The sequence below is a fragment of the Nodosilinea sp. P-1105 genome, assembly GCF_012911975.1.
In the GTDB taxonomy this organism is placed as follows: domain Bacteria; phylum Cyanobacteriota; class Cyanobacteriia; order Phormidesmidales; family Phormidesmidaceae; genus Nodosilinea.
The window spans coordinates 1-23,054 of the sequence record NZ_SMDQ01000071.1; the positions used below are offsets into that span (position 1 = coordinate 1).

The 23,054-nt window shown below is 54.8% G+C and carries 23 protein-coding genes; 9 read left to right on the plus strand and 14 right to left on the minus strand.

The window, feature by feature from the left end:
* Window positions 1-434: 434 nt before the first annotated feature.
* The gene (locus E1H13_RS21870; RefSeq protein WP_169616675.1) at window positions 435-1,328 is read left to right on the plus strand and encodes a phosphodiester glycosidase family protein; all 894 of its coding nucleotides are present in this window, start codon (window positions 435-437) and stop codon (window positions 1,326-1,328) included.
* A gap of 113 nt (window positions 1,329-1,441) precedes the next feature.
* Here E1H13_RS21870 and E1H13_RS21875 read toward each other — a convergent pair whose 3' ends face one another.
* The 3 genes from E1H13_RS21875 to E1H13_RS21885 form a co-directional block, all read right to left on the minus strand.
* Window positions 1,442-2,134 (minus strand): lecithin retinol acyltransferase family protein, encoded by a 693-nt coding sequence (locus tag E1H13_RS21875; RefSeq protein ID WP_169616677.1) that lies wholly within the window; start codon window positions 2,132-2,134, stop codon window positions 1,442-1,444.
* Window positions 2,135-2,147: 13 nt separating this feature from the next.
* A complete protein-coding gene (recJ, locus tag E1H13_RS21880; protein WP_169616726.1) occupies window positions 2,148-5,288 on the minus strand; it encodes a single-stranded-DNA-specific exonuclease RecJ in 3,141 nt (1,046 codons plus the stop codon).
* A 122-nt stretch (window positions 5,289-5,410) separates the two neighbouring features.
* On the minus strand, window positions 5,411-6,154 hold the full coding sequence (locus tag E1H13_RS21885; protein WP_206070835.1) for a PHP domain-containing protein: 744 nt from the start codon (window positions 6,152-6,154) through the stop codon (window positions 5,411-5,413).
* 108 nt (window positions 6,155-6,262) lie between these two features.
* Between E1H13_RS21885 and E1H13_RS21890 the strand changes: the two genes are divergently transcribed.
* Together E1H13_RS21890 and E1H13_RS21895 are read left to right on the plus strand one after the other, a co-directional pair.
* A complete protein-coding gene (locus E1H13_RS21890; RefSeq protein WP_169616679.1) occupies window positions 6,263-6,922 on the plus strand; it encodes a hypothetical protein in 660 nt (219 codons plus the stop codon).
* Between the two features lie 103 nt (window positions 6,923-7,025).
* Window positions 7,026-7,580, plus strand: a complete 555-nt coding sequence (locus E1H13_RS21895; protein ID WP_169616681.1) for a pentapeptide repeat-containing protein — start codon at window positions 7,026-7,028, stop codon at window positions 7,578-7,580.
* 141 nt (window positions 7,581-7,721) lie between these two features.
* Here E1H13_RS21895 and E1H13_RS21900 read toward each other — a convergent pair whose 3' ends face one another.
* On the minus strand, window positions 7,722-8,351 hold the full coding sequence (locus E1H13_RS21900) for a precorrin-8X methylmutase (RefSeq protein WP_169616683.1): 630 nt from the start codon (window positions 8,349-8,351) through the stop codon (window positions 7,722-7,724).
* Between the two features lie 222 nt (window positions 8,352-8,573).
* Between E1H13_RS21900 and E1H13_RS21905 the strand changes: the two genes are divergently transcribed.
* Window positions 8,574-9,353 (plus strand): hypothetical protein, encoded by a 780-nt coding sequence (locus E1H13_RS21905; protein WP_169616685.1) that lies wholly within the window; start codon window positions 8,574-8,576, stop codon window positions 9,351-9,353.
* Window positions 9,354-9,536: 183 nt separating this feature from the next.
* Window positions 9,537-10,667, plus strand: a complete 1,131-nt coding sequence (locus E1H13_RS21910) for a SpoIIE family protein phosphatase (protein WP_169616687.1) — start codon at window positions 9,537-9,539, stop codon at window positions 10,665-10,667.
* Between the two features lie 29 nt (window positions 10,668-10,696).
* Here the strand turns inward: E1H13_RS21910 and E1H13_RS21915 are convergent, their stop codons facing one another.
* The 7 genes from E1H13_RS21915 to E1H13_RS21945 form a co-directional block, all read right to left on the minus strand.
* A complete protein-coding gene (locus tag E1H13_RS21915) occupies window positions 10,697-11,035 on the minus strand; it encodes an STAS domain-containing protein (RefSeq protein WP_169616688.1) in 339 nt (112 codons plus the stop codon).
* 214 nt (window positions 11,036-11,249) lie between these two features.
* Window positions 11,250-12,305 (minus strand): glycerate kinase, encoded by a 1,056-nt coding sequence (locus E1H13_RS21920; RefSeq protein WP_240966782.1) that lies wholly within the window; start codon window positions 12,303-12,305, stop codon window positions 11,250-11,252.
* A 6-nt stretch (window positions 12,306-12,311) separates the two neighbouring features.
* Window positions 12,312-14,045, minus strand: a complete 1,734-nt coding sequence (locus tag E1H13_RS21925) for a DUF3352 domain-containing protein (RefSeq protein ID WP_169616690.1) — start codon at window positions 14,043-14,045, stop codon at window positions 12,312-12,314.
* 150 nt (window positions 14,046-14,195) lie between these two features.
* On the minus strand, window positions 14,196-14,807 hold the full coding sequence (gene lexA, locus E1H13_RS21930) for a transcriptional repressor LexA (protein ID WP_169616692.1): 612 nt from the start codon (window positions 14,805-14,807) through the stop codon (window positions 14,196-14,198).
* 163 nt (window positions 14,808-14,970) lie between these two features.
* A complete protein-coding gene (rpoD, locus tag E1H13_RS21935) occupies window positions 14,971-16,110 on the minus strand; it encodes an RNA polymerase sigma factor RpoD (RefSeq protein ID WP_169616694.1) in 1,140 nt (379 codons plus the stop codon).
* A 567-nt stretch (window positions 16,111-16,677) separates the two neighbouring features.
* Window positions 16,678-17,418, minus strand: coding sequence for a serine O-acetyltransferase (gene cysE / locus E1H13_RS21940; RefSeq protein WP_169616696.1), 741 nt, complete (start codon window positions 17,416-17,418; stop codon window positions 16,678-16,680).
* An 89-nt stretch (window positions 17,419-17,507) separates the two neighbouring features.
* Window positions 17,508-17,927 carry a hypothetical protein gene (locus tag E1H13_RS21945; RefSeq protein ID WP_169616698.1) on the minus strand — a complete coding sequence of 140 codons (420 nt, stop codon included), beginning with the start codon at window positions 17,925-17,927 and terminating at the stop codon, window positions 17,508-17,510.
* Here E1H13_RS21945 and E1H13_RS21950 point away from each other — a divergent pair.
* Together E1H13_RS21950 and E1H13_RS21955 are read left to right on the plus strand one after the other, a co-directional pair.
* Window positions 17,926-18,081 carry a hypothetical protein gene (locus tag E1H13_RS21950; protein ID WP_169616700.1) on the plus strand — a complete coding sequence of 52 codons (156 nt, stop codon included), beginning with the start codon at window positions 17,926-17,928 and terminating at the stop codon, window positions 18,079-18,081. The genes E1H13_RS21945 and E1H13_RS21950 overlap by 2 nt on opposite strands.
* Before the next feature lie 37 nt (window positions 18,082-18,118).
* Window positions 18,119-18,274, plus strand: a complete 156-nt coding sequence (locus tag E1H13_RS21955) for a hypothetical protein (RefSeq protein ID WP_169616702.1) — start codon at window positions 18,119-18,121, stop codon at window positions 18,272-18,274.
* Window positions 18,275-18,522: 248 nt separating this feature from the next.
* Here E1H13_RS21955 and E1H13_RS21960 read toward each other — a convergent pair whose 3' ends face one another.
* A complete protein-coding gene (locus E1H13_RS21960) occupies window positions 18,523-18,918 on the minus strand; it encodes a polymer-forming cytoskeletal protein (RefSeq protein ID WP_169616704.1) in 396 nt (131 codons plus the stop codon).
* 460 nt (window positions 18,919-19,378) lie between these two features.
* On the opposite strand from E1H13_RS21960, the gene E1H13_RS21965 reads away from it, so the two are divergent.
* Together E1H13_RS21965 and E1H13_RS21970 are read left to right on the plus strand one after the other, a co-directional pair.
* Window positions 19,379-19,822, plus strand: a complete 444-nt coding sequence (locus tag E1H13_RS21965; RefSeq protein WP_169616706.1) for an orange carotenoid protein N-terminal domain-containing protein — start codon at window positions 19,379-19,381, stop codon at window positions 19,820-19,822.
* Window positions 19,823-19,951: 129 nt separating this feature from the next.
* Window positions 19,952-20,938: an ATP-binding cassette domain-containing protein gene (locus E1H13_RS21970; RefSeq protein ID WP_169616708.1), complete on the plus strand. Its 987-nt coding sequence runs from the start codon at window positions 19,952-19,954 to the stop codon at window positions 20,936-20,938.
* A gap of 2 nt (window positions 20,939-20,940) precedes the next feature.
* Here E1H13_RS21970 and aroC read toward each other — a convergent pair whose 3' ends face one another.
* Window positions 20,941-22,029 (minus strand): chorismate synthase, encoded by a 1,089-nt coding sequence (aroC, locus tag E1H13_RS21975; protein ID WP_169616710.1) that lies wholly within the window; start codon window positions 22,027-22,029, stop codon window positions 20,941-20,943.
* A 74-nt stretch (window positions 22,030-22,103) separates the two neighbouring features.
* A complete protein-coding gene (locus E1H13_RS21980) occupies window positions 22,104-22,976 on the minus strand; it encodes a M23 family metallopeptidase (protein ID WP_169616712.1) in 873 nt (290 codons plus the stop codon).
* Between the last annotated feature and the right edge of the window lie 78 nt (window positions 22,977-23,054).

Genomic DNA, 23,054 nt, shown 5'->3' on the forward strand with positions numbered 1-23,054 from the left:
ACGACCCGTCTAAGTTGCTGCCACCTAAATCAGCGGCAGCGACCCCTTGACACCCCAAGGCCAACACAGTATCTACGGCTTCAATCCAAAATCCAAAATCTAAAATCCAAAATTCCCGACCGGTGCATTGCGGCCCCAGGTTGGCCACCAATACCCAGACCCCGACCGCTAATACACCCTACGATTTCTCTCCCGTTCCTGTCTCCCCGCCAGGGCGGACACATGGGTCCGCCCCTACGCCCCACCTTTTCCATCTCCCCACCTTCCCACCTTCCCCACCTCACCCACCCATCCACCCTACCCTTCGGGAAGCCGCTCCGCGTCTACCACCCATTCACCCATCCACCCATCCACCCATCCACCCTACCCTTCGGGAAGCCGCTCCGCGTCTACCACCCATCCACCCATCCACCCATCCACCTCCCCACCTCCCCATGCCCACCCCACCCTCCTTCCTCCTGCTCGGCCTGCTCCTGCTCAGCTGCGCCCCCCTTCCTGGGGAACCGGCGGCTGAGGCCGAGGCCACTACTCCCCGCCCACCTACCTATGACCGCATCGACCTGCCCCAGGCTACTGTGCATGTGGTGCATGTGCCTGACCCGGCGGCTTACCCAGTGCGGGTGGCTGTAACCGCAGACCTGATGCGGCTGGGGGAGATGGTGGCGGACACCTGTGACCAGACAGATTGTGCGGTGGCAGCGATTAACGCTGGTTTTTTTGACCCCAATAACGGCCTCACCACTTCCCACGGCATCGTTGATGGCGAGCTGGTGGCGGACCCCACCGAAAATCAGCGGCTGGTGGGCAATCCTACCCTTGCCCCCTATATGGATCAAATTCTCAACCGTTCAGAGTTTCGTCGCTATGCCTGTGAGCATGGGCCGCAATATGCGATCGCGCTACACCAAGCCCCAGTGCCCAGTGGCTGTACCCTGGTGGATGCGATCGGGGCTGGGCCGCAGTTGTTGCCAGAAGACACATCTATGGCCGAAGCCTTTGTTGACCCTGGTGCCAGTCCCCCCCGGGATGCGTTGGGCAGTCAGGCCGCCAATGCCCGCTCAGCAGTGGGCTTAACAGCAGAGGGGGGGGTGATCTTGGTGATGGTAGCCCAGGTGCCGGAGGAATCCCCCTCAGGGTTTACCTTTGCGGATCTGGCGACGTTTATGGCAGAGCGGGGCATTGTGCAGGCCCTCAACCTGGATGGGGGTAGTTCGTCCACGCTGATGTTCGGCGGGGAGATCCATTATGGGCGTCTAGATCCAGCTGGGGAACCGATTCAGCGACCGATCAAGTCGATATTGTGGATTGACGGGGGGAGAGATTTTTAAACAGGGAAGAACGTAGGGCGTAGCCCGTGCGCAGCAGAACGAAAAACAAAGAGAAATCTCCGTAGGGGCGGACCGATGTGTCCGCCCTGGACCGATGTGTCCGCCCTGGCCGCCTAGCCCTGCTGAGCCGCCCGATCGCGGTTGCGCTGCAGGGTGATCTGCATGTCCACCAGATCCGCCAACTGGCTTGTGAGGCTATCGGCCTGCTTTTGGGCGGTAACTTTGCGGTGCAGGGCGGCCCGGGCCAGGTCGTCGCGATCGCGGGCCAGGGCTGTTTGGGCGACCCGTTGCCAGCCGTCTACCTCCTGGTGGGCGGTTTGCTGGGCCGTGAGCAGGGTATTGTAGGCGGTGGCCACATCCCCCAACGCTCGCTGGGCCATCACCATGGCCTGCTCTGGGGAATGCTCTACCGTCTTGCCTGTGACCAGTCGCCGTAGGTCTGACAGTTGATAGTGATCGAGTCGAAAGCCAAAGTCAGCCAGCTGAGCACTCTCGCTCCGCCCTGTTTTGCACCAGTTGGCGAAGTGCTCACAGTTGTTGGTGAATAAATCATATTGCTGTTCCCCGAGGCGACTGGTGGCCCGCTCGATCACTACGGCATCGGCATAGGCCGCGGTGTGGTGTACGGGATGCACCGGGTTACCCCAGGAAAACTGCTCGAAGCTGGTCCTGGCCACCTCCGCCACTTGACCGGCTTTGCTGTAATGAATGACGCTGCGATCGCCGCAGTCAATGCCATGGTGTTGGTAAACCCCTGCCAGGGTCCCTAGCGGTCGCATCACATAGATTTGATCACCCCGTGCCATTGGCGTTAACCCATCAACCAAAAATCTTTTGCAAAATTCCCTTCCCCTGGCGACCACCTCCCAGTAACAGCTGTTGCAGCCACTGGTATTGCCATTGCCGTAAAATTTTATCCTCAGCTAAGGCTAACTGACCCAGCTGAAACACCTGGGCCAGACTGGAGGCTGCTTCGTCGTGGGCAGCCGTCAGCCAACGTCCCATGGGGTGATCCCACCCCTGCAAAAACTCATCTAGCAACACCCGGTGAGTCGCCTCAATCGGGAAAGGGAGGGGGGCGGCATCATCGGCGTCGACCCTTTGGTGCAGATCTTTGCGGGGTTTGCCGACAGCCTTTAGCGCTTTGGCAGACAGGGCCTGCCAGGACTCGCTCAATAGGGGCGGTAGCACCTCCCCACTCGGGGCCTGGTTTAACCCATCTGCCAGGGCCACCATGTCATTGTCTTGGGTGTCCTGGCCATACTGGGTAACCCCCACCACCAGGGGTTGCCATAACTCCCGCTCTAGGGCATACATCAGGTGGCTCGCAGCGGCTGAATAATCGACATGGCGTGTGTCCTGGGCCGAGTTTTGCACCAGGTCTTGGTGATGGCAGGCGCGGCAAAGGTCAGTGTGGGTGGCGGCAGACAGGCAGAACCAAGTTTGATCGCCGACCGCTTGGCGCACCTGCGGTTCTAGGGCCTTGGGGTTGGCAGGTGCAGTAGGTTCCGCTGTAGCAGTTGGGTCTGGGGTATGGGCAGGGGCCGACGCTGAGATCACTGGATCTGGGGTAAAGGCCTGAGGCTCGGGGTGAGGGATAGTGGAGGGCTGGGATGACGCTGGCTCTGATTGAGAAGCGGTGAGGGATTGACGCTGTGATTCTAGCTGCGCCACCTGGTCCCGCAGGGCTTGTAGCTCCTGGGCTTGGGCCGCCAGGCAGTCATCTTTTTGCTTCAGCAGCTGTGTCAACTGCTGAATGTCCGTCGCATGCTTCCCCGCTTGAATCAAATTGAAATAGTGCACCTCAGAGACATCAATCGGCTTGGGATCATCTCCTGGTAAGTGTAAGGCTCCCTGGCGATCGCCCAAGTTAACCACCAGCAGTTGTCCTTCAGGGTTGCCAATGGTCAACTGGCGACCGCCGTCTTCGGTGAGGCTGGCCCAGTAGCGGCGTTTGCTGTAGACGAAGTCGGCGGCGGGGGAGTGGGGAGATGGGGAGTGGGGGAGTGAAGGAGTGGGGTGGTGGGGTGATGGGGTGTAGACGCGATAGCGGCTTCCCGGAGGGTAGGGGTGTAGACGCGATAGCGGCTTCCCGGAGGGTAGGGGTGTAGACGCGGAGTGGGGGAGTGGAGGAGTGGGGGAGTGGGGGAGTGGGGGAGTGGATTCGCCGCCGTTGGGTAGGCGCACCCCAACCAGTTCGAGCTCAATGGTGGAGACCCCCTGCCATTCGTTTTGCTTTAACTTGTAGGCCAGGTCTACCTGGCTAGGTAAGGGGTAGTAATCGCCCCAGCGCCAGGCGATCGCTTTGATCTTGGTATTGCCCTGACTGACCAGCAGCTTCAGGTGATCCCGATTGCGACCGACGGTTTGCTGCTCTAGCACCTGTACATTGGGGGTCCAAAATACCGGATCAGGATTTTCAATACCGCAGGGATGCAGATGGTCGATTTGGTCATAGAGGGCTTGGCTGATGTCGTCGAGGCGAGCCTGCACATCAATTTTCACCAGGGGCTTTAACCAGGCGACCTCTAGGGTCTGGCAGGCGTAATGAGACAGGCGCATTTTCACCTGACGCAGGTGCTTCGCCAAAAACGAAAAGCCGCCGGCAGCCCGGTGGCCACCGAATTTCTCCATCAGGTCGTGGCAGCTTTGCAGGGCCTCAAACACATCGAATTCAGGGATGCCCCGAGCCGAGCCGCGAATCAGCTTTTGCTCCTCGTCTTCGTAGGTGCCGATAAACACCGGTACCCCATAGCGCTCCACCAATCGGGAGGCCACAATCCCAATCACCCCATGGTGCCAATTGGGCTGTACTATCACCAAGACCCGTTCCTGCTGTAGATCTAGAGCCCCCAGGTGCTGCTGCTGTTCACACCAGGCGATCGCCTCTTGCTCAATAGTTTGGCAGAGGTCTTGGCGGCTGGCGTTGATTTGCTCGCACTGCATGGCCCGTTCCAGGGCCACCCCCACATCGTCAGTGGTCAGCAGGTCAATGACAATCTCAGGGTCACTGATTCGGCCTACGGCATTGATGCGTGGCCCCAGGCGAAAGCCGATGTGTTCTGGCTTTAGGGGTTTGCTTTGGTCCGCCAGCCCCGCCACCTGAATCAGGGCTTGGATGCCAAACAGGCGCGATCGCGGCAGCAGCCCCAGCCCCCGGCGCACCCAGCGGCGATTGACCCCGGTCAACGGCGCCAGATCAGCGATGGTGCCAAGGGTGAATAGCTCTAGCAGAGGACCGGTCAGATCTTGGGTTTTGTCCAGCAGTTGGGCCAGACACACCGCCAAAATATAGGCCACCCCCACCCCGGCCACCCCCCGGTAGGGGGAATGGGGCGGTAAAAGCTTAGGATTCAAAATCGCGTTTGCTGGAGGCAGTTCTGGGGGAATATCGTGATGATCCGTCACAATCACCGCCAACCCCAATTCCCGAGCCAGGGCAATGGGCTCCCGGGCCGCAATCCCGTTATCCACGGTCAAAATCAGGCTGACCCCATCCCCGTAACAAGTTTCCACAATCCGGTTGTTGATGCCGTAGCCATCGGTCATACGACTGGGGATGGTGTAGTCCACCTTGGCCCCCAAAATCCGTAGGGCTCGCAGCAGCAGGGCAGTACTGGTCATGCCATCGGCATCGTAATCCCCACAAATGGCGATCGCCTGCTGGGTGTCAATCGCCTCCACCAAAAGTTCTAAACTAGCCGCCAGGTCAGGAAACTCCTCCAAAGGGGCTGGCAGTTGCAACCGCTCGGGCTCTAGAAAATCAGCCGCTTGCTCTGGGGTGGTCAAACCCCGATTAATCAACACCTGGGTCAACAGCGGCGAGAGCCCCGTTGCCTTGGCCAACTGCCCCGCTAACCGTGGATCGGCTGGGGGTTGATCCCACCGCTGTCGGGGCAAATTGACCGATGTGGATTCAGCCCCAGGCAGATCTGAGGTAGCAGCAGTATCGGTTGCCATCAGGTTGGGTTCAGTCACAGGTCAATAGACTAGATCATGTGCACTTATGATAATCGCCCTCAGCCAAAATTAACCAGGGAATTAACATCCCGGCATTCCCTGTTTGGCGGTACAGGTGCCAATTATAGTCGTCGTAGCAGATTAGTCCCGTGGGTATCGGTGCCGCAGGTCATGATCAGTTGGTGCTGATGGGCCAGCGCTTTAACAATCGGTGTCTGCCGTGGGCAGGGGGTCCAAGTGCTAGGGTTAGCGTAGGCATAGTACGCTTCTACGCCATCAATGCCCAAGCTGGCCGCCTGGGTAATTAGCACATCTGGAGACAGCCGGTAACGACTGGGATGAGCCAACACGGCCAACCCCCCTGCTGCTTGAATCGCGGCAATCACCACTGCTGCCATTTTGGCCTCTCCCCTGGGGCCATATCCCTGCAGGTAGGGAGCCATCGCCTCATGATCAGGGGTAAAGCCGTAGCCCAGTAGGTGCACCTCTGTGCCCGCTAGGGTGGCATTAATTTCCACCCCGGTAAATAGCCGAGGCACAAGCCCTTCCAGGCTATGGCGCTGCTGACGCTGGCGTAACGAGGTGGGGTTACGCCAGCGCCAATCTTCCAGCCAGGCTTTGGCTTGATGAAACCCCTTGATGTTGTGATGGTCGGTAATTGCAAATCCCCGTAAGCCAATGGTAATCACCTGGTCCATCAGGGACGCAGGGGTTAATTTGCCATCAGAGCACACCGTATGCATGTGAAAGTTATAGGTGTGAGGGCAACTGGTGGCGTCCAGGTTAGAAAAAATCTGCCTCAACAAGTTAGCGTCTCGGGTTACCGAACGCTGGTGCAAGGAGGTGAGGCTGGACGAGACAACCATGACGGCTCTAAATTGAGTTGTTTCCTTTACTTAATATAAACCTCATTTCCTTAACCCTACTGAAAAGATCAAGGCAGAGGTGTTCGTTGTAGACGGTTTGGCGTAGAGATGAGTGAACTACCAGCAATTTTGTCCCATGACAGCCCAGGCTTTCATTTAGCTGAAACTTGGCAAAGAGAACCCAAAGCGGATATAGACCCAGTAGTTTGGGCGATTCACTATTTACAAGCTCTGCGAGATTTGGCTGTACAAGCTGACTGGATTACCCTGGACGATGGAGCCACCCCCCCCACCGCTGCCTTAATTGGAATCGGGCAGCATGTTCATGGGATTAACCGCCAACTCGACTGGATCTTGCAGCACTTTTTGGCCTGCTTCGAGATCGCCCAACAGCCGCAAGTGCAGGTTTTTGCCGCCCCGATTATGGCCCAAGCCGGGATAGACGGGTTTTGTAATTTTCAGCATCATCCCATCACCTTAATGGTCGATCCCAGTCGAATACTAGCGGCAGATTGGCCTCACCTGGTAGCCCATGAACTGGCCCATGGTATAGCCCACAGCGACGGCCATGGCCATCGCTTTAAGCAAGCTTTGGACCATCTTTGCTTAGCCCACGACTTACCCTTAGCCCCAGACAATAGCCTGGAAACCAATGTTTTGCCATATTGGCCCCCCTGTCGCAAAAACCCCAGCCACGATCGCTTTTGGTTGGAACTCAGCCATTTAGGACCGCTTGATATGAATCGACCAACCGTGGCTGACACCTGAGCGCTGCCGAAGCTACCCCCATGGCATCACCGCAGCTGGTATCACCGGACAGTTTCCCCCCATTGAATGGGAGAATGGGAAGAATGCTATTTCTATGACGACTATGAAACGTTTAATTGCCCTCTTTGGTCTGTTCATTCTGCTGTGGTTGGCCCAGGGGACTGAAGCCAGGGCTGCCATTGCAGACGATGTCCAAAAGTTGCTGGATACCAAAGACTGCCCGGTCTGTATATTGAGTGAGGCCAACTTAAGCAGCGCCGATTTGGCGGGGGCCAATCTTAAAATTGCTGTGCTGCTCAAGGCTAACTTAGCTGGGGCAAACCTGCGTAGGGCCAATTTGATCCTCAGTGACTTGGAAGCGGCTAATCTGCAAGGAGCTCAGTTGAGCCAAGCCCAAATGAACGGTGCTAACCTACTCAACGCCAATTTGTCCGGGGCCGACTTGACCGAGGCCGAACTGACCCAAGCCAACCTTGAGGATGCCGATCTCTCGGGGGCCAACCTAGCAGGGGCGATTATGCTCAGCGTTACCCTAGGGGAAGCTAACCTCAAAGACACCAATCTCACAGGGGCTAATCTGCGAGGGGTTAACCGTAGTATGGCCTTGTTTTGCCATACCACCATGCCTGATGGGGCCATTGAAAACCGGGATTGCTAGTGGTCAGTCAAAAAAGAATGACGGGAGATGTGACTTGGGGTTCACGGTAAACGGTTTAAGGGAAGCCGTGTACCGTGTACCTTAGACCGTGCACCGTAACTTCCAGTTCGTAGACCCTGCCACTATCAGATTGATTGAGTGCTAGGGCAACTGTTGACCATCTTTACCATAGGCTTGCCAGGCCAAATCGACTAGGCCATTGACAATGGCGGCGGCGACAACAGCACTACCCTTACGATTGTTAATCCGGACATGGGGAATCATGGCGTCCTGTAAACGCTCCTTCAGGGCAACGATATCCACGAATCCTGCCGGGGTGGCAATCACTAAGGCTGGGCGCACCCGTTCCGTTTCAATCATGTCAATCAAGCTGGCTAGGGCCGCCTCCGAGGTGCCAATCACAAAAATGCCCTCGGGATACCGCTGCGCCAAAGTCTCAATGCCCCAAGCGGCCTGGCTTTTACCCTTTTGAGGTCGGGTCAGAGCATCCATGCTGCAATATACCGGATTGGCAAAGGTCGCTTGGATGGCCGGGGTAATGCCCACCTGCACCATGGGCACATCCACAATAATGGTTGTGCGGGCGGCTAGGGCCGCAGCCCCAGACTGCAAGGCCTGATCCGAAAAGTGAATTTGGCGGGCGTAGTCAAATTCAGCGGTGGCATAAATCACCCGACGCACAATTTCATACTCTGAAGGCGAAAAGCTGTGATCGCCAATCTCGTTGTCGATTACTCTCAAGCTCTGGGCATCGGTGACGTGCCATTCCATAGTCAAGGAAGAATTAGATCTTAATGAAGGGGTGAATGGGCCAAGTTTAGCCATGTCTGCCATGCAGCGCAACTGGATCAGTCCGGCCGAAGTCGGTACTATGGGCGCACGGCATGATTCCAGCGTTCATTAGGCTTGAATCCCATTATGATCATTGTGTTGACGGGCAACCGTTGCTTAAGCTAAGTAGTACAAATAACCCATTCTTTTAGCCTTCGGATTGTGACTGCTGCTATGGAGTTTGCCAGCTTAGATGACCTGCAAACCTTCTTGTGCCGATGGCTTGAAGATCATGGCCATAATGTCTACCGCCAGGTTCCTGATCCCGAAGGCGGAAAAATTGACATTTTGACCCAAGACTACGCGATTGAGTGCCAAGACAGGCTCACTCAAACTGCCCTATGGGCGACGGCAGACACGATTCAACAGACCATGGGCCATTTCCCCGATCAACGTTGGGTGATTGCTGGTCTCACCCCTGACTCTAGCCAGGAAGAATCCTACCAGGTGGCTGAACAGGTGAAAGCAACTGGGATTGAAGTGTGGTTTGTCGACCAAATATCCCCGTTCATCGACTACTACGATCGGTTAGCGGTCAATGTTGTCGAGACGGTTCATCCACCTCGGGTTAATCGCCGCAACCCTCTAGCAGGGGTGGCCATTGCCCTGGGGATGGCGGCAATTCTTAGCTTTAGCTTTTGGGTAGCCTACCGAATTCTAGATCGCCATCAGTTTCAAGTGACGACCGAAAATCAGGAAAGTCAAGCATGGGAGCAATTACATGCCGCCGTGGAAGTATGGGACACCAATACGGCCCTAAGCAGCTTAGAACAACTAGCGCAAAGCCGTAACCCCTGTACCGCTAGCTTTGCAAACCGCTTTCAGACCGCCCTCAACCAACGGGGACAGGAGGGGTTTCGCGATATTAATCCGATTAAGCGGGCTCTCAACCAGCAGGAGGGCTGCCGCCTGGACATGCGTGACTATGAATTTTCTCAGTGACCCCTACCAATAACCCTTACTCCACAACCAAACTAAAGATGATATGGAAAACCATGCTGACCTCGATTAGGATTACCGTAAATTTAGAAAGCTAGGTGGGTCGCTCTGGATTTAGGCTAGGACATGGTCGAGAGTATGGGCAAGGTGATGGAATACGCGTAAAGGTGTGGTCTGAGAAACGGCATGACCGATATTTTAGTCATTGAACATGATGCCAGCACTGAGCAGTTTTTAGTCAACGCTTTACAGCAACAGGGGTATGGCGTCATCACCGCCCGCAACGGCGCTGAAGGATTGGACCTGGCGGAGCAACTCCTACCAGGGGTGATCATCTGCGATTGGAGTATCCCTGGGGAAGTGGATGGTCTCGCCATTTGCCGGGCGTTGAAGCATCACCCGGTGTTGTCTACCACCTCTTTGCTATTACTGACCACTCGCTATAGTACAGCCGATCGCGTGAAAGGCCTGGAAATGGGGGCTGATGACCTGTTGTCTAAGCCGGTGGACATTAATGAGCTGAACGCCCGAGTGCGGGCCGGGCTGCGTTTGTACCAGCTGACTCAGGATTTGCGGCGGCAAAAGCAGCGGATGGAAGCTGAATTGGCAGAGGCGGAAACCTACGTGCGATCGCTGCTTCCCCCCGACCAAGAGGGAAAGGTGCCAATTCAGTCACGGTTTTTGCCCTCCCAGCAGTTAGGGGGCGACTGCTACGACTACTACTGGTTAGATCCTGACTACTTAGTTATGTATCTGCTGGATGTCTCTGGCCATGGGCTGGGGTCAGCCCTGTTGTCGACGTCGGTGCTGAATGTACTGCGATCGCAGTCATTGCCCGATGTCAGCTTTTATCGCCCTGAGAAGGTGCTCAAGGCCCTGAATGAAACCTTCCAGATGAGCGATCAAAACCAGAAATACTTCACCATTTGGTACGGCGTACTGAACTGCGCTAACCGCCAACTGCTCTACGCTAGCGCTGGTCACCCCCCGGCGGTGCTTGTATCGATGCAGGGGGATCAAGTCAGCACCACTCGCCTGCGGACACCCGGACTGCCGGTGGGCATGCTACCCGATGCGAGCTACCAATGGCAGCGGTGCAACCTTCCCCCTAGCAGTAGTCTTTATGTGTTTAGCGATGGCCTGTATGAGGTGCTGCAACGTGATCAGCAGTACTTTGGTTTAGAGGCCTTTGTCGATCTGCTGGCTGTGGCTAAACGGCAAAAAAGCATTGACCACATCTTGCAGTCGGTGATTCAGCGGCAAGCCAGTACCGTAGCCAGCGACGATATGTCGTTGATGATGATCACGCTAGACTGATACTCCCAAGACTCCCAAGCTAAGTACCCCTACTTCTCGGTATCAGCCTGCCCCAGCACAGCCAGCTCAAAGGCCTGCTGATCGTCATAGATGTCAAATACCTGGTCCATATTGGTGAGTTCAAACAGCATGCGCACCTGGTCATTGGTGGAGCATAAGTATAATTGACGGTTCATGCCGCGCACTTTTTTCAGCAACACCACGAGGGTACCTAGGCCAGAACTATCCACAAAGGTGATGTTGTGCAAGTTAATCAGCAAAACATCTGCACCGTCGTTGAGTAACTGATCCGCCTTTTGGCGAAATTCCTCGGCCTTGGTGCTATCTAGAATACCTTCAGGCTTTACAACTGCGACATTAAGGCTCATTGCTCAATTACTTAATCCTGCACAACGATGGCTTTAAGACAAGCGTGGCGGGTAGGGCCAACGCTACATTCACTATACTGGTATGGCGCTTTTCATACGGATGCTTCTGTAAACTTAAAACAGCCATTAAACAGCCATGCTGCTAGCGCCAGGGTTGTTTTAGATCTTCGCTGAGTCACCGCCTAAGTCCGGAAACCTTTGGCCTAGCTGATTATTATGGCTGGTAAATGGCACAGGGCAGACGATCACAGTCAATTTCCACCACTAGATTGACATGCTCGCGATCGCCCTTGAGGGCCGCTAGAAATAGCTCTGGATGCAGCGATCGCCAGAAATAGTCGACAAACGCATCAATGGTGGTATCGCTCATCCCGGCTTTGCCCTGGGCTTTCATCTGGTGCTCAGCTTGTCGCCGCCAAGTCTTACTAATGCGGTAGTCTTCAGGGCAAAGCACCATCAACCCATCCAGACGATCCCATAGGGGCAGGTAGTGGGCTAGCTGGGCATTGATATCGCGGGCAAACTGTCGATCAGCGTCGGTACAAATCGGCTCTGGTGCATGGTCAAACACCTCTGGTTTCAGGGGTCGCGCCCCCAAGAACCAACCCTCAAACAGCAAAATATCTACCCCCTGCACCGGCTCTGGATCGGCTCGGTCCCCTTCTCCCCCGTGGCAAGATTTATCAAACTGAGGCAGATAAACGGTCTGATCTGGGGTAGCCTGGCGCACCTGGTCAAGGGTGGCTATGCCCAGGTCAATGTCGTGGGTTCCCGGTGGGCCACGCCAGATTAGCCGAGGATCCACCTGGCGCAGGTGCAGGCGATCGCTGTAGGTCTTGTATAAGTCATCAATCGACAGGCCAGCGGTGCGGTACCCCATTACCCCCAAGATCCCTTGCAGGATCAAGGTCAGAGTAGTTTTTCCCGTCCCCTGTACCCCCAGCACTCCCTGAATGAGTGGCCTATGGAGCTGGTCTCGGGCCATTTTGAGGGTACGGGCCAGGGGCAGCCACAGCTGCCAGTACAGCGGCAGGTAGACCGCTATGGGCCCAGGGGGCAGGGGCAGGGTAGGATGCAAGGGGGCGATCGCTCGTAACCAACCGACCCGTTCCCTCAGGCGGGGGCCAACATTGCCTTGATTAATTCCCCAGGCTTGGGCTCGCTGGCGATCTGATAGTTCCCACTGAATCAGTTTTTCCCACTGCTGATTTGACAGCGAGGTGTTATCTAACAGAGACAGCAGCAGACCAACATCTAGGGCATTTACCATAGCATCTCAAGAATTACTCAGCTGAAAGAATAGGCTACCAGTTTGCACCTGCTGAGTGCGACCATAGCGGGCCAGCGTCACCTGCTGAAGATGCTTAAGGCCCGGTTGGGCTGCCGCTTGCCATAGCCGAAACCGGGGCAGGTGTTGGCCTAGACTATTCTGCACCTGAGACCAATCGATATGAATATACCCATGGTTGGGCTGACGAAACTGCTCTGTCAGTAACCACCAGTCTGGGTACTGGGCTGCTGCTTGGCTACGGCTCAGGAGGGTGTCTAGGGCATCGGCAGAAGTGGCGATCGCCCCATAATCTCCCACCTCAGTCTGTAAACCAGCCACTTCTGCCGTTATCGCTAGGGGCTGGCCAGACTGCCGATCCTGCCGATTTAGAGATAGCCGAGTCCACACCGTTGTTGGCTGCCCTTGAATCTCTACCGTCCCAACCCCCAATCCCTGCTGGCGGACTAACTCGGTCAGGCGTTGCACCGCAGTGGTCATTGACTCTCCTTGGGGACGCAGCAAGAACCAGTCTGGGGTAGTTGCCCCCAAAGGTGCATCCACCCCCAAAGCATAGTCCTGGGTCGCCCCAGCCAAGATAGCCGCTGCCGCCCCTGGGCCAAATGTTTGGTCAACCATAGTCGGCACCAGCATCGCCCCCCTGTCTGGGAACAGGGTGTCTAGGAAAGGGGCTAGCTCTTTGCCCAGGGTTGCTAAATCAGTTCCCAACACAGCCAACGATAATGAATCAGGCAAATAGCGCGCCAAGGACGACCAATCCTGGGCTGGGGGGGAACTGGGGCTAAGCTGTTGCCCCCCAGCCGCCACCCAGGCCATATCTGCCATCATTCCCTGGCGAGTTAAGCGCACAGACATCAACCCCCAGTCGACCGTGCCATCCTGATCGCCAAGGTGGTTCAGGGCTTGGGATAAGGCCTTTGGCAGGGGCCTGTGATGCAACCAGTGGGCCACGGCTGGTAAATTAATGGTCAACAGCCCTACCCGCTGTGACGGCAACAGTTGAAGCGCTGTTTTGTAACGGGGATCGGTCTGCAGGTTGGCATCCGCCGCCTGGGCTGCCATCAATGCCTGCCGCAAGACTTCTGGGTGATTGGCTACCAGCAAAAAGCGATCGGCCACCAGGGTCGTCGCAAACTGTTCTAGATCAGACTCGACCTTGGTCTCAATCTGAGGAGTGCTGGACTGAGCATAGATCAGACGGCTGCCCGAAAAATCCTCAAAGGTGAGGGCCGCTCCGGTAATCGCTCGATTCTGCCAAAATAGTTCTAACTGGGCCTGGGCAGCCTGGCTGTCGCGACAGGTTAACACCACCAAATAACCAGGACGATAGCCATTATCGGCGTTTTGATCCAGGTCAGGGCTGACTAAGGCAACGGTAATCTCATCGCCGATCCAAGGTTGAATGTCCGTGGCATAGGTTAAGCCTGTATTGGCCAGGAGGCTCCGCTCAATGGCTTGCACATCTTGTTGGACGCTTTGACGCAGCTTTGGGGCCGCTAAATACTCCCACAGGCTGGCCAGTCGGTCAGGCCTCACCAGGACTGAAGCCACCACCGAGGATTGCTTTGGCACAAACTGTAGGGCCATAGGCAACGATTGTCCCCCTTTCTCCAAGAGGTAGAGGGGGTTGCGCAGGTTTAGACCACCCAGGAACCCTAAGCCAAGTATTAGCACCAAACCGGCTGCTGCAATCAGCGGGACAATAAATGTTCGAAACTTCATGGACCCAAACAAGACGTCAAACCTAAGAAGGCCAGCAACAGTAGCCCAAGAGCTACATGGCCAAGCACCTTCCTAGTGTATGGCCCTTCGGTGATGCTGAACGTCACAGAGGGAAATAGCTGTCTTGAATCTCAACAATCCACGAGTTCTTTATCTAAACTCTGGGTCGATGCCTCGCCACACAGCGACGAGACGCCCTTGAATGTCAACCAGGTCAGCGGAAAATTCCATCACGGGGTAATTGGGGTTGGCTGGCTTTAGCTGCACCTGGTTGCCATGACGATAGAACGACTTGAGGGTTGTACCACTTTCTACCCGGGCGGCCACAATGGTGCCTTCACGAATTCCCTGAGGGTCTTTCACGGGGCGCATAATCACCACGTCCCCTTCCTGAATCATGGCATCGACCATGCTGTCTCCCGTCACCTTTAGAGCGTAGTCTCCTGACTGAATTGGCAACCCGTTCAGGTCTAGGCGCTCTACATCGTCGGTAAATGCTTCATTCACAAAGCCCGCCGCAATAGTCCCCAAAATAGGTACTCCTCGCACGTCGTCCCGAATCCGAATAGTGCGCGCCTTGCCTTCGCTCCATTCGATATAGCCCTTATTTTTCAAATGCTCTAAACGGCTCTGAATGGGGGCTGGTGACTTCAGGTTCATAGCCCGCATCATTTGCCGAATGGATGGGGAGTGCTGATTGGTGCGAATATACTCAACCAACCAATCGTAGAGCTCTTGTTGGGCAGTAGTTAAGGATTCCATAGAGGCTCTCTGCTGCGGCACTAATAGTAGGTTTACAGAACAATTGTACCACAACATCTTGAGCTGTCTAGACTCACCCGAAAAAAAGACGACTCGAAGCAAAAGCGGGACTCCCGAACTCGGAGCCCCGCCTGTCAACCTATTTAGGTCAATGTCGCAATATCTAGCGAATATATTCCTTGAGAATACTATTGCGATTGGGATGACGCAGCTTACGCAAAGCTTTCGCTTCAATCTGGCGAATGCGTTCCCGAGTCACGTTAAAAATTTGGCCAATTTCCTCTAGGGTTTTCATGCGACCATCGTCGAGCCCATAGCGCAAGCGCAGCACATCCCGCTCCCGAGGGCTTAACGTACCCAGTACACTTTCTAAGTCTTCCCGCAGCAAGCTCTTAGAAACTTGGTCTTCGGGGGTTTCGCCATCAGATTCAATGAAGTCACCCAGGCGGGAATCTTCTTCTTTGCCGATGGGGGTTTCCAGGGAGATTGGCAATTGGGCAGACTTAGCAATAAACCGCAGTTTCTCGATGGTCATTTCCATTCGAGTTGCGATTTCTTCTTCAGTGGGCTTACGACCTAACTCTTGGGAGAGTAGCTTCGTGGTCTTTTTAATCCGAGAAATGGTTTCATACAGGTGCACCGGCAGACGAATGGTGCGAGACTGATCGGCGATCGCCCGAGTAATGGCCTGACGAATCCACCAGGTCGCATAGGTAGAAAATTTATAGCCTTTCTCATGGTCAAATTTTTCTGCCGCCCGGATCAGCCCTAAACTTCCCTCCTGGATTAGATCTTGGAAGGAAAGACCACGGTTCATATATTTCTTGGCAATAGAAACCACGAGCCGCAAGTTCGACTGTACCATTTTGTCTTTGGCACGTCGTCCCAGGTGAACCCGATGGCGGAAGGCCGCTACAGAAAATTCTTCCCCTTCGTCTTGGATAACCGCTGCAGCCCACTCTTCGTCGTTCGGATCACGATCTAGACTATCGCCCAGCTCATCGAAGATACGTTCCAGCTTCAAGAGATCAGCAATCTTACGAGCCAACTCAATTTCTTCTTCAGCCCTGAGCAGTCGAATGCGGCCAATTTCTTGAAGATAAAGTCGAATGGAATCTTCAGTGTAGTGACGTTTCTTCGTCTGAGCTCGGCGGCGGGTGGTTTTACCCTTGGGCGCTTTCGCAGGCGCTCCTGTCTCACCATCATCTTGTGCAACAAAATTCTCGTCACCATCACTATCGACAAGTACGTCGATATGGCTCTTAGGCTCAATGGTTTCGAGCAGATGATTTGCTTGGGTCATGCCGCGATCCTCGTGCTCCTTCAGTTCAAGACAAAAACTTTAACCACGTTAGCAGTTTGGGCCAGTAGATGCCCATAATTTCACAGTCCTAGACATGACGCTCAATAGTAATACAAAGGGACTATGGCAGCTGATGATAGCTACGACATAACTAGGATACCTATGATGCTAGCGTAGCACCGATAACCCCAAGACAGCTGTATTTACACCCCTAGATAGAAGTTGACTGTCCTAAAGCTTTTCAATTTTAACTGTAACTCCCTGGGATGTACCACCCTAAGTTTGTGGGCAGAGAGAAAAATCCGCTGAAATGCCGATTGCAGCGTAAATTAGGAGATCTAAAAAAATGGCTCCACCGAAACTCGCAGCAGGGAGATATCTGCTCCTGCCTGAGGTCAGGCTAACAACTGCACCTCAGCTAAGGTGATCTCTGGATAACAAATACCCCCGTGGGATGGGCAAAGCTTGCGTGCCCATGGTTCAATGTTCCTGAAACCTATACCAAGTCCAGCTCGGGATCTGGAGTTTTCCCACAGGCAGAACTCCAGGTCTGTACTTGGATCTGGTTTAAATGCCAGTACCGTCAAAAAATTCTTCGATCGCCCGATCTTGCATGCGACACTGTGCGGCCTCAACGGCCGCCCCTGAGGCAGCTACCAGGACAGGTTCTGTGTTAGCCTTGCTCAGCCCCTGAACCTCTTTTTCCAGGGTCTCAATCCGATCGACTAGGGCCCGGATCACTTGGGCTTCGGAATCAGGCAATTGACCATGCTCTAGAGGATCAACCCGTTCGCCAGCTCGGTAGACAATACGGCCTGGCACCCCTACCACAGTGCAGTCTGAGGGAACTTCTCGCAATACCACTGAGCCAGCGCCAATGCGCACGTTGTGGCCAATATAGATGTTGCCCAGGACCTTGGCCCCAGCCCCGACAATCACATTCTCGCCCAGGGTGGGGTGCCGCTTACCATTTTCTTTCCCAGTTCCCCCCAACGTTACCCCTTGGTAGATCAGGGCAAAATCTCCAATGATGGTGGTTTCGCCGATCACAACCCCCATCCCATGATCAATGAAGACCCCCCGACCAATGGTGGCCCCAGGGTGAATTTCGATGCCTGTGATGAAGCGGGCTATGTGAGACATGAGCCGTGGCACTAGGGGTAGGCCTAGGTTCCAAAGCCAGTGGCTAAAGCGATGCATCACCAGGGCATGAAAACCGGGATAGCAGGTCAGCACTTCTAGCCAGTTGCGAGCTGCTGGGTCACGGTCAAATACAATGCGAAAATCTGCGGCTAGCGTTTTAAGCACGGTAGGTCAGGGGAGAAATTACCAGAGTCTTTATTATCTTAGCCAGGGCGGACTTCCGACAAGGGCGAAACTTAAATCGCTTTTGGGGGCTATGGGGCAACCCTCAGGGAGTAGTTGTAACGCTGCCCCTGGTGATGAGACCCAACCCAAACCCGGTAGGTGCCAGCAGCCCAATCGATGTCTTCAACTTTGGCGTCAGGGTTGCGGCGACTGATGTCTTGCCCACAGCGGATGGTGCTATTGTCTGGTCCCTGAATCAGTAAGGCGGTGTCGTTGCCGCCACTGTTGACCTGTACCGTTAGACGGCTGAAACTATCTTCTAAGGTCATGATGTGGTCAGGGGGGGTGTCAGCAAAGCCCATACACACATGGCCGCGGTGATCGCGACTGGCGATATTCGACAGGGCATAGAGTCCAGTGGTAGTTCCGTCGGCAGTGGCAGTTGTGCTGTTGGCAGAGAGACTCAAAGGATCAAAGTTAGCTTCTTGGGCGATCGCGACTCCACCCATGCCCAATAAACCAGCCAATAGAACCGCCTTGGGCCAATGGCTCTGTGTCCATGAATACCAACGGGAAATTACCATAGCGGTTACGCCTGCCACAGAAGTCAATGTCTTACTCTCTATGGTGTTAGACTGCGCTCAGAACGAGTGGCCCCTGTAGACAGAAGTGAAAACTGTCTGCCGATGGACGTGATGTGATGGAATTGATCACCCTAATAATTTGTGTGGTAATAGCCTGGACCGTGTCCACCGCCATTGATAGTTTGACCCACCTGGGCCAGCTGCTAGTGCCCTCTCCCTGGCTATTGGGCGCGATCGCCTTAATCATCGCCACATGGATTATGCGAGATTAGTGTCGACAGTTGCTATCCCGTCCTATTCAGGGCAGAAATAACCCGCCTACTTCCATCAGCGCAAACGTTTGCGTATAACGGGGCTTCCTTTCCGTCTTCTTACTTCTACCCTCTGCCTTCTCCTAAGAAACAAAACCTAATCGATGCCAAAACACCCTGATTGTCGCCAAACTGGAAACAGTTTTGTTTCTTCCACCTTCTGCTCACCCCAGCGGGGTTAGTGGGAAGCTGTCTTCTGCCTTTCTGCCCTAGCCCTCAGTAGTGCCGTACAGTTCAGGCATTTCCGCGACGGGCGGCAGTGACTTGGCATCACGGGTTTCGATGTAGCCCGTGTAGTAGGCCCCCGGTTCAATCTCGAGGGCCCCGGCCACGACATCCCCCTCTAGGCGGGCTGTACGGCTGAGGGTCAGTTTTCCTGCCGCAAACACCCGTGCCTTCAGCACCCCCTGCACCACAATATTGTGAGCTCTAACTTCAGGCCCTTCAACCAAGCCAGAGGCAGAAATTTCCAAGTCCCCTTGAATATCAAGGGTGCCATGGATGATGCCATCGACCCGTAACATGCCTTCGGCATGGATAATGCCTTCAAACTCAGTTTTTTGACTGATATAGGTCAACAGCGGAGCCGGTTTACGTCTAAACATAGGAAACCTTTGGACTACAAGGAACAGCGGCCGCTAACCCAGCTAGCAGTGAGATGTCAATCATTTTTTTCTTTTATAAAAGAGATCTTTGCCCTTCTTTTACCAAGCGGTCAACGGTCCAAAGGGCAGATGGTAGAAGGCCCCAGCCCTCAACGATAGCTCACTCCCTAGGCTGGTGACCATCAAACCAGGGGTAGCGGTCTGCCTGGCGAGGGGGATCTTTGTCTAACAGAGGTCGGGGATCGCAAATCCGAAGAAACTTGGAAGAAATGCCCCCTATTCAAAAAGGTTAGGGATCAATATAAAAACAGATAAACAGCACAAGATTTATAAAGCCTGGATTTTACCTGGGGCATTAACAAATTTGTGGCCGTAAATTTTTGACCCTTGGTCCAGGTGGTTACCCTTCAACTCTTTTCGATAAAGCTCTATATCATCACACCTTGCGAGGTATATGCTCATGACTGCTGTTGATATTCGCCTCCAATTTGAGCACACCATTGATTTGTTTAAGACCATTGATGTGGACTGCCAACTCGCGCTCCTTTGGCAAACCTACGATACCTTGGGCCAGGCTTTCGCCGCTATAGCCCCTGTGGCCTTATTTTCCCAGGCTGTGCAGCAACTGATTAACCAACTCGATCAGGTTCACCGGGACGACAAGATCGATGTCTTGCGGGATATTCTGGCTGGGGCGGACACTCGCTTTACCCAGGCCTATCAATTGCTGAATAGTAATATGAGGCTGGCCTTCTGGCACCGGTTGATGCATCGGATACCCGCTAGCGCCTTACCGTCTATGGCCATGTGTGAGGCTAAATCCCCTACAGCCGAGGCGCTCATTACCCGGCTCAACACCATGGGGCTGAATGAACGCCTACACTTTCTCCGTCGGGTTATCTAATTTGCTTAGGACAACTCCAACTTAGAGAGGGGGAACATCGGGGTCGACAACAATCCCGATGTTCACCTTGGTGTCCAGGGGGGGGAGCGCTGAACGCTAAAGTGGAGGCCAGTGGTTTTATGTGCGTCCATGCCGATTATTCAGGTTGATCAGCTCAGCAAGCGTTATCCTGTCGCCCTTAAAGAGACAGGGCTGGGGGGTACGCTGAGGCATTTTTTTCGTCGCCAGTATCGCCTGGTGGAGGCGGTACGTCAGGTGTCTTTTCAAATTGAGCCAGGGGAAGTGGTAGGATTTCTGGGACCGAACGGTGCTGGTAAAACAACCACCCTAAAAATGCTGACAGGGCTAATTCACCCATCCGTCGGGACTGTTCGGGTGAATGGGTGTGTGCCCTTTCGCCGAGAACCAGACTTTTTGCGCAACATTACCCTGGTGATGGGGCAAAAGCAGCAGTTGCTCTGGGATTTACCTGCGTTAGATTCATTGCGCATCAATGGGGCTATCTATGGTCTATCCGACAAAGAATTTCGCTACCGGGTTGAGGAACTCACCGACATGTTGGACTTGGCTGGAAAGCTGACCCAACCCGTGCGCAAACTCTCGTTGGGGGAGCGGATGAAAGCAGAGATGTTAGCGGCACTGCTGCACCGGCCCCAGGTGTTATTTCTAGACGAACCCACCCTGGGCTTAGATGTCAATGCCCAGGTGGCGGTTCGTAACTTTTTGCGGGATTACAACCAACGGTACCAAGCGACAATTTTGCTGACCAGCCATTACATGGCTGACATTACCGCCTTGTGCCGTCGGGTGCTGCTGATTCATCAAGGGTTACTAATTTATGATGGCGGTTTAGAGGGGCTACTCGATCGCTTTGCTCCTTACCGAGAAGTCACCATAGAACTGGCCGACCTGGTCAACCCGGACGCATTAAGCCGTTATGGGGAGTTGGAAGTGGTCGATGGCTGCACCGCCCGCCTGATTGTCCGACGGGATGCTTTGACCCAGACCGTCGGTCGGATCTTAAGTGATTTAGATGTCCAGGACTTGACCGTTAGCGACCCCCCGGTGGAAGAGGTGATTGGCCGGGTGTTTCAGGCCGGGGTAGTGAGGGAGTAGCCCTAAAACAACTGGCATTGGCCCTGGTGCCGCAGCAGATGGTCGCACAGCACCAGGGCTACCATGGCTTCCACCATAGGCACAGCCCGGGGCAATACGCAGGGATCATGGCGACCCCGGGCCGCCAGCACCGTCGCTTCGCCAGTGTTGGTGACGGTATTTTGGGGCTTACGGATGGTCGCTGTGGGCTTAAAGGCAACCCGAATAACAATATTTTCGCCATTGGAAATGCCCCCTTGGGTACCCCCAGACCGATTGGTGCGAGTCCGGAGAGTGCCGCGATCGTCGGTGTAGAACTCGTCGTTATGTTGACTGCCCGTTAGCAGGGTACCGGCAAACCCAGAGCCCAGCTCGAACCCTTTACTGGCTGGGAGGGACATCACCCCCTTGGCCAGGTCGGCTTCCAGCTTGTCAAAAACAGGCTCCCCCAGGCCAACGGGTACCCCTCGGGCCACACATTCCACCACGCCACCAATGGAATCTCCCTGATCCCGAATGGCTTCCACCCGGTCGATCATCCGCTCGGCGGCGGTGGGGTCGGGGCAGCGGACAATGTTACGTTCCACCTGCTCTAGGGTGACTGTGGCCGGGTCAATCGCCGCTTCTAAGTCCTGAATCCGTTTGACGTAGCCGATGACCTCAACCCCAGCCACCTGGTGCAAGATTTTTTTGGCGATCGCCCCTGCTGCCACCCGACCAATGGTTTCACGGGCAGACGATCGCCCACCCCCCTGGTAATTGCGAAGGCCGTACTTGGCATCATAGGTGGCGTCAGCGTGGGAGGGCCGATAGGTGGTGGCCATTTCGCTGTAGTCTTGGGGGCGAGTATCTTTATTCCGCACCATCAGCGAAATCGGGGTGCCAAGGGTCTTGCCCTGGAACACCCCAGACAGAATTTCGCAGCGATCGGCCTCTTTGCGGGGGGTAGTAATTTTACTTTGGCCAGGACGACGACGATCCAGCTCTGCTTGAATTTCCTCAACGGTGAGATCTAGCCGAGGCGGGCAACCATCAATCACTACCCCTACCCCACCCCCGTGGGACTCCCCGTAGGTGGTAATCCGAAATAAATGCCCAAAGGTGTTGCCCATAGATCGTCAGTGCTATTAGCCAAAGGTTAGTCCTACGATCCTACTATCTATTGATGGACCTATTGATGGACTTGTTATGGACTTGCCTCAAGGGTCAAGTAATAACGGGGATTAACGGCTTGACCATTGCGGTAAATGCCATAGTGCAGATGGGGCCCTGAGGATCGGCCAGTGCTGCCCAAAGCCCCTAGGACATCCCCCCGCTGGACGCGATCGCCAATGGTAACGGCAAACTCTGACAGGTGGGCATACAAGGTCTCGTAGTTGTAGCCATGGTCGATCTTGACGTAGTTACCGTAGCTGCGATCGTACTCGGCCGCCATCACCACCCCGTCAGCGGTGGCTAATACTGGTTTACCCATCGGACCGGCAAAATCAACCCCTTCATGCATTTCATAGCTGCGTCCCCCAAAGGGGTTAGGCCGCAAGCCGAATTCCGAAGAAATCGATAGATCGCCAGCCACCGGCTTACCTGTGGGGAAGGCGGCCTGCTGCTCAGCTTCTGACGCTAAGGTGTCTTCTAGGGCGGGCTTGACGGCGGTATTCAACAGTGTCCCCAGGCTAGGTAGTCGCTGCTTGGCCAGATCAAACATCGCTTCTGGGGCGGCGGGCGTTGCCACCCCCCCTTGGGGAGGTAGCTCAGCGCCAGAGTCTAAAGCATCGAGATCGACCGGGTCAGGCAACCCGGCTCGGTGCTTGAGTACCTCAATCTCAGCCTCGATCACATCGAGTTCCGTCAATACCTCCGTGGCGGCTGCACTCAGGGCCTGGTTTTGCCGGGCCAACTGGATATTCTGATAGAGCAGCGACCCCATCCAGGTAAGCGGCAACCCCACCAGCAGCACCAAACCTAGCAGCAGATGCCTGGGGCGGATAGATAAGGTAATGGAAGCCTTACCAGTGGCCGTAATTAATACGGTGTAAGGCTTTAAGCGACGAAATACCATTTCAGGAATACGGCAGGCATGGGACGAGAAACGATGATCAAATCAAGTTGGATTATACGGGGATCACGGTATTTGCAC

Bases quoted from the DNA above. Each gene is read 5' to 3' on its own strand.
- E1H13_RS21870 (WP_169616675.1), top strand. From the start codon at position 435: ATGCCCACCCCACCCTCCTTCCTCCTGCTCGGCCTGCTCCTGCTCAGC.
- E1H13_RS21875 (WP_169616677.1), bottom strand. From the start codon at position 2,134: ATGGCACGGGGTGATCAAATCTATGTGATGCGACCGCTAGGGACCCTG.
- recJ (WP_169616726.1), bottom strand. From the start codon at position 5,288: ATGGCAACCGATACTGCTGCTACCTCAGATCTGCCTGGGGCTGAATCC.
- E1H13_RS21885 (WP_206070835.1), bottom strand. From the start codon at position 6,154: ATGGTTGTCTCGTCCAGCCTCACCTCCTTGCACCAGCGTTCGGTAACC.
- E1H13_RS21890 (WP_169616679.1), top strand. From the start codon at position 6,263: ATGAGTGAACTACCAGCAATTTTGTCCCATGACAGCCCAGGCTTTCAT.
- E1H13_RS21895 (WP_169616681.1), top strand. From the start codon at position 7,026: ATGAAACGTTTAATTGCCCTCTTTGGTCTGTTCATTCTGCTGTGGTTG.
- E1H13_RS21900 (WP_169616683.1), bottom strand. From the start codon at position 8,351: ATGGAATGGCACGTCACCGATGCCCAGAGCTTGAGAGTAATCGACAAC.
- E1H13_RS21910 (WP_169616687.1), top strand. From the start codon at position 9,537: ATGACCGATATTTTAGTCATTGAACATGATGCCAGCACTGAGCAGTTT.
- E1H13_RS21915 (WP_169616688.1), bottom strand. From the start codon at position 11,035: ATGAGCCTTAATGTCGCAGTTGTAAAGCCTGAAGGTATTCTAGATAGC.
- E1H13_RS21920 (WP_240966782.1), bottom strand. From the start codon at position 12,305: ATGGTAAATGCCCTAGATGTTGGTCTGCTGCTGTCTCTGTTAGATAAC.
- E1H13_RS21925 (WP_169616690.1), bottom strand. From the start codon at position 14,045: ATGAAGTTTCGAACATTTATTGTCCCGCTGATTGCAGCAGCCGGTTTG.
- lexA (WP_169616692.1), bottom strand. From the start codon at position 14,807: ATGGAATCCTTAACTACTGCCCAACAAGAGCTCTACGATTGGTTGGTT.
- rpoD (WP_169616694.1), bottom strand. From the start codon at position 16,110: ATGACCCAAGCAAATCATCTGCTCGAAACCATTGAGCCTAAGAGCCAT.
- E1H13_RS21950 (WP_169616700.1), top strand. From the start codon at position 17,926: ATGCCCAATAAACCAGCCAATAGAACCGCCTTGGGCCAATGGCTCTGT.
- E1H13_RS21945 (WP_169616698.1), bottom strand. From the start codon at position 17,927: ATGGGTGGAGTCGCGATCGCCCAAGAAGCTAACTTTGATCCTTTGAGT.
- E1H13_RS21955 (WP_169616702.1), top strand. From the start codon at position 18,119: ATGGAATTGATCACCCTAATAATTTGTGTGGTAATAGCCTGGACCGTG.
- E1H13_RS21960 (WP_169616704.1), bottom strand. From the start codon at position 18,918: ATGTTTAGACGTAAACCGGCTCCGCTGTTGACCTATATCAGTCAAAAA.
- E1H13_RS21965 (WP_169616706.1), top strand. From the start codon at position 19,379: ATGACTGCTGTTGATATTCGCCTCCAATTTGAGCACACCATTGATTTG.
- E1H13_RS21970 (WP_169616708.1), top strand. From the start codon at position 19,952: ATGCCGATTATTCAGGTTGATCAGCTCAGCAAGCGTTATCCTGTCGCC.
- aroC (WP_169616710.1), bottom strand. From the start codon at position 22,029: ATGGGCAACACCTTTGGGCATTTATTTCGGATTACCACCTACGGGGAG.
- E1H13_RS21980 (WP_169616712.1), bottom strand. From the start codon at position 22,976: ATGGTATTTCGTCGCTTAAAGCCTTACACCGTATTAATTACGGCCACT.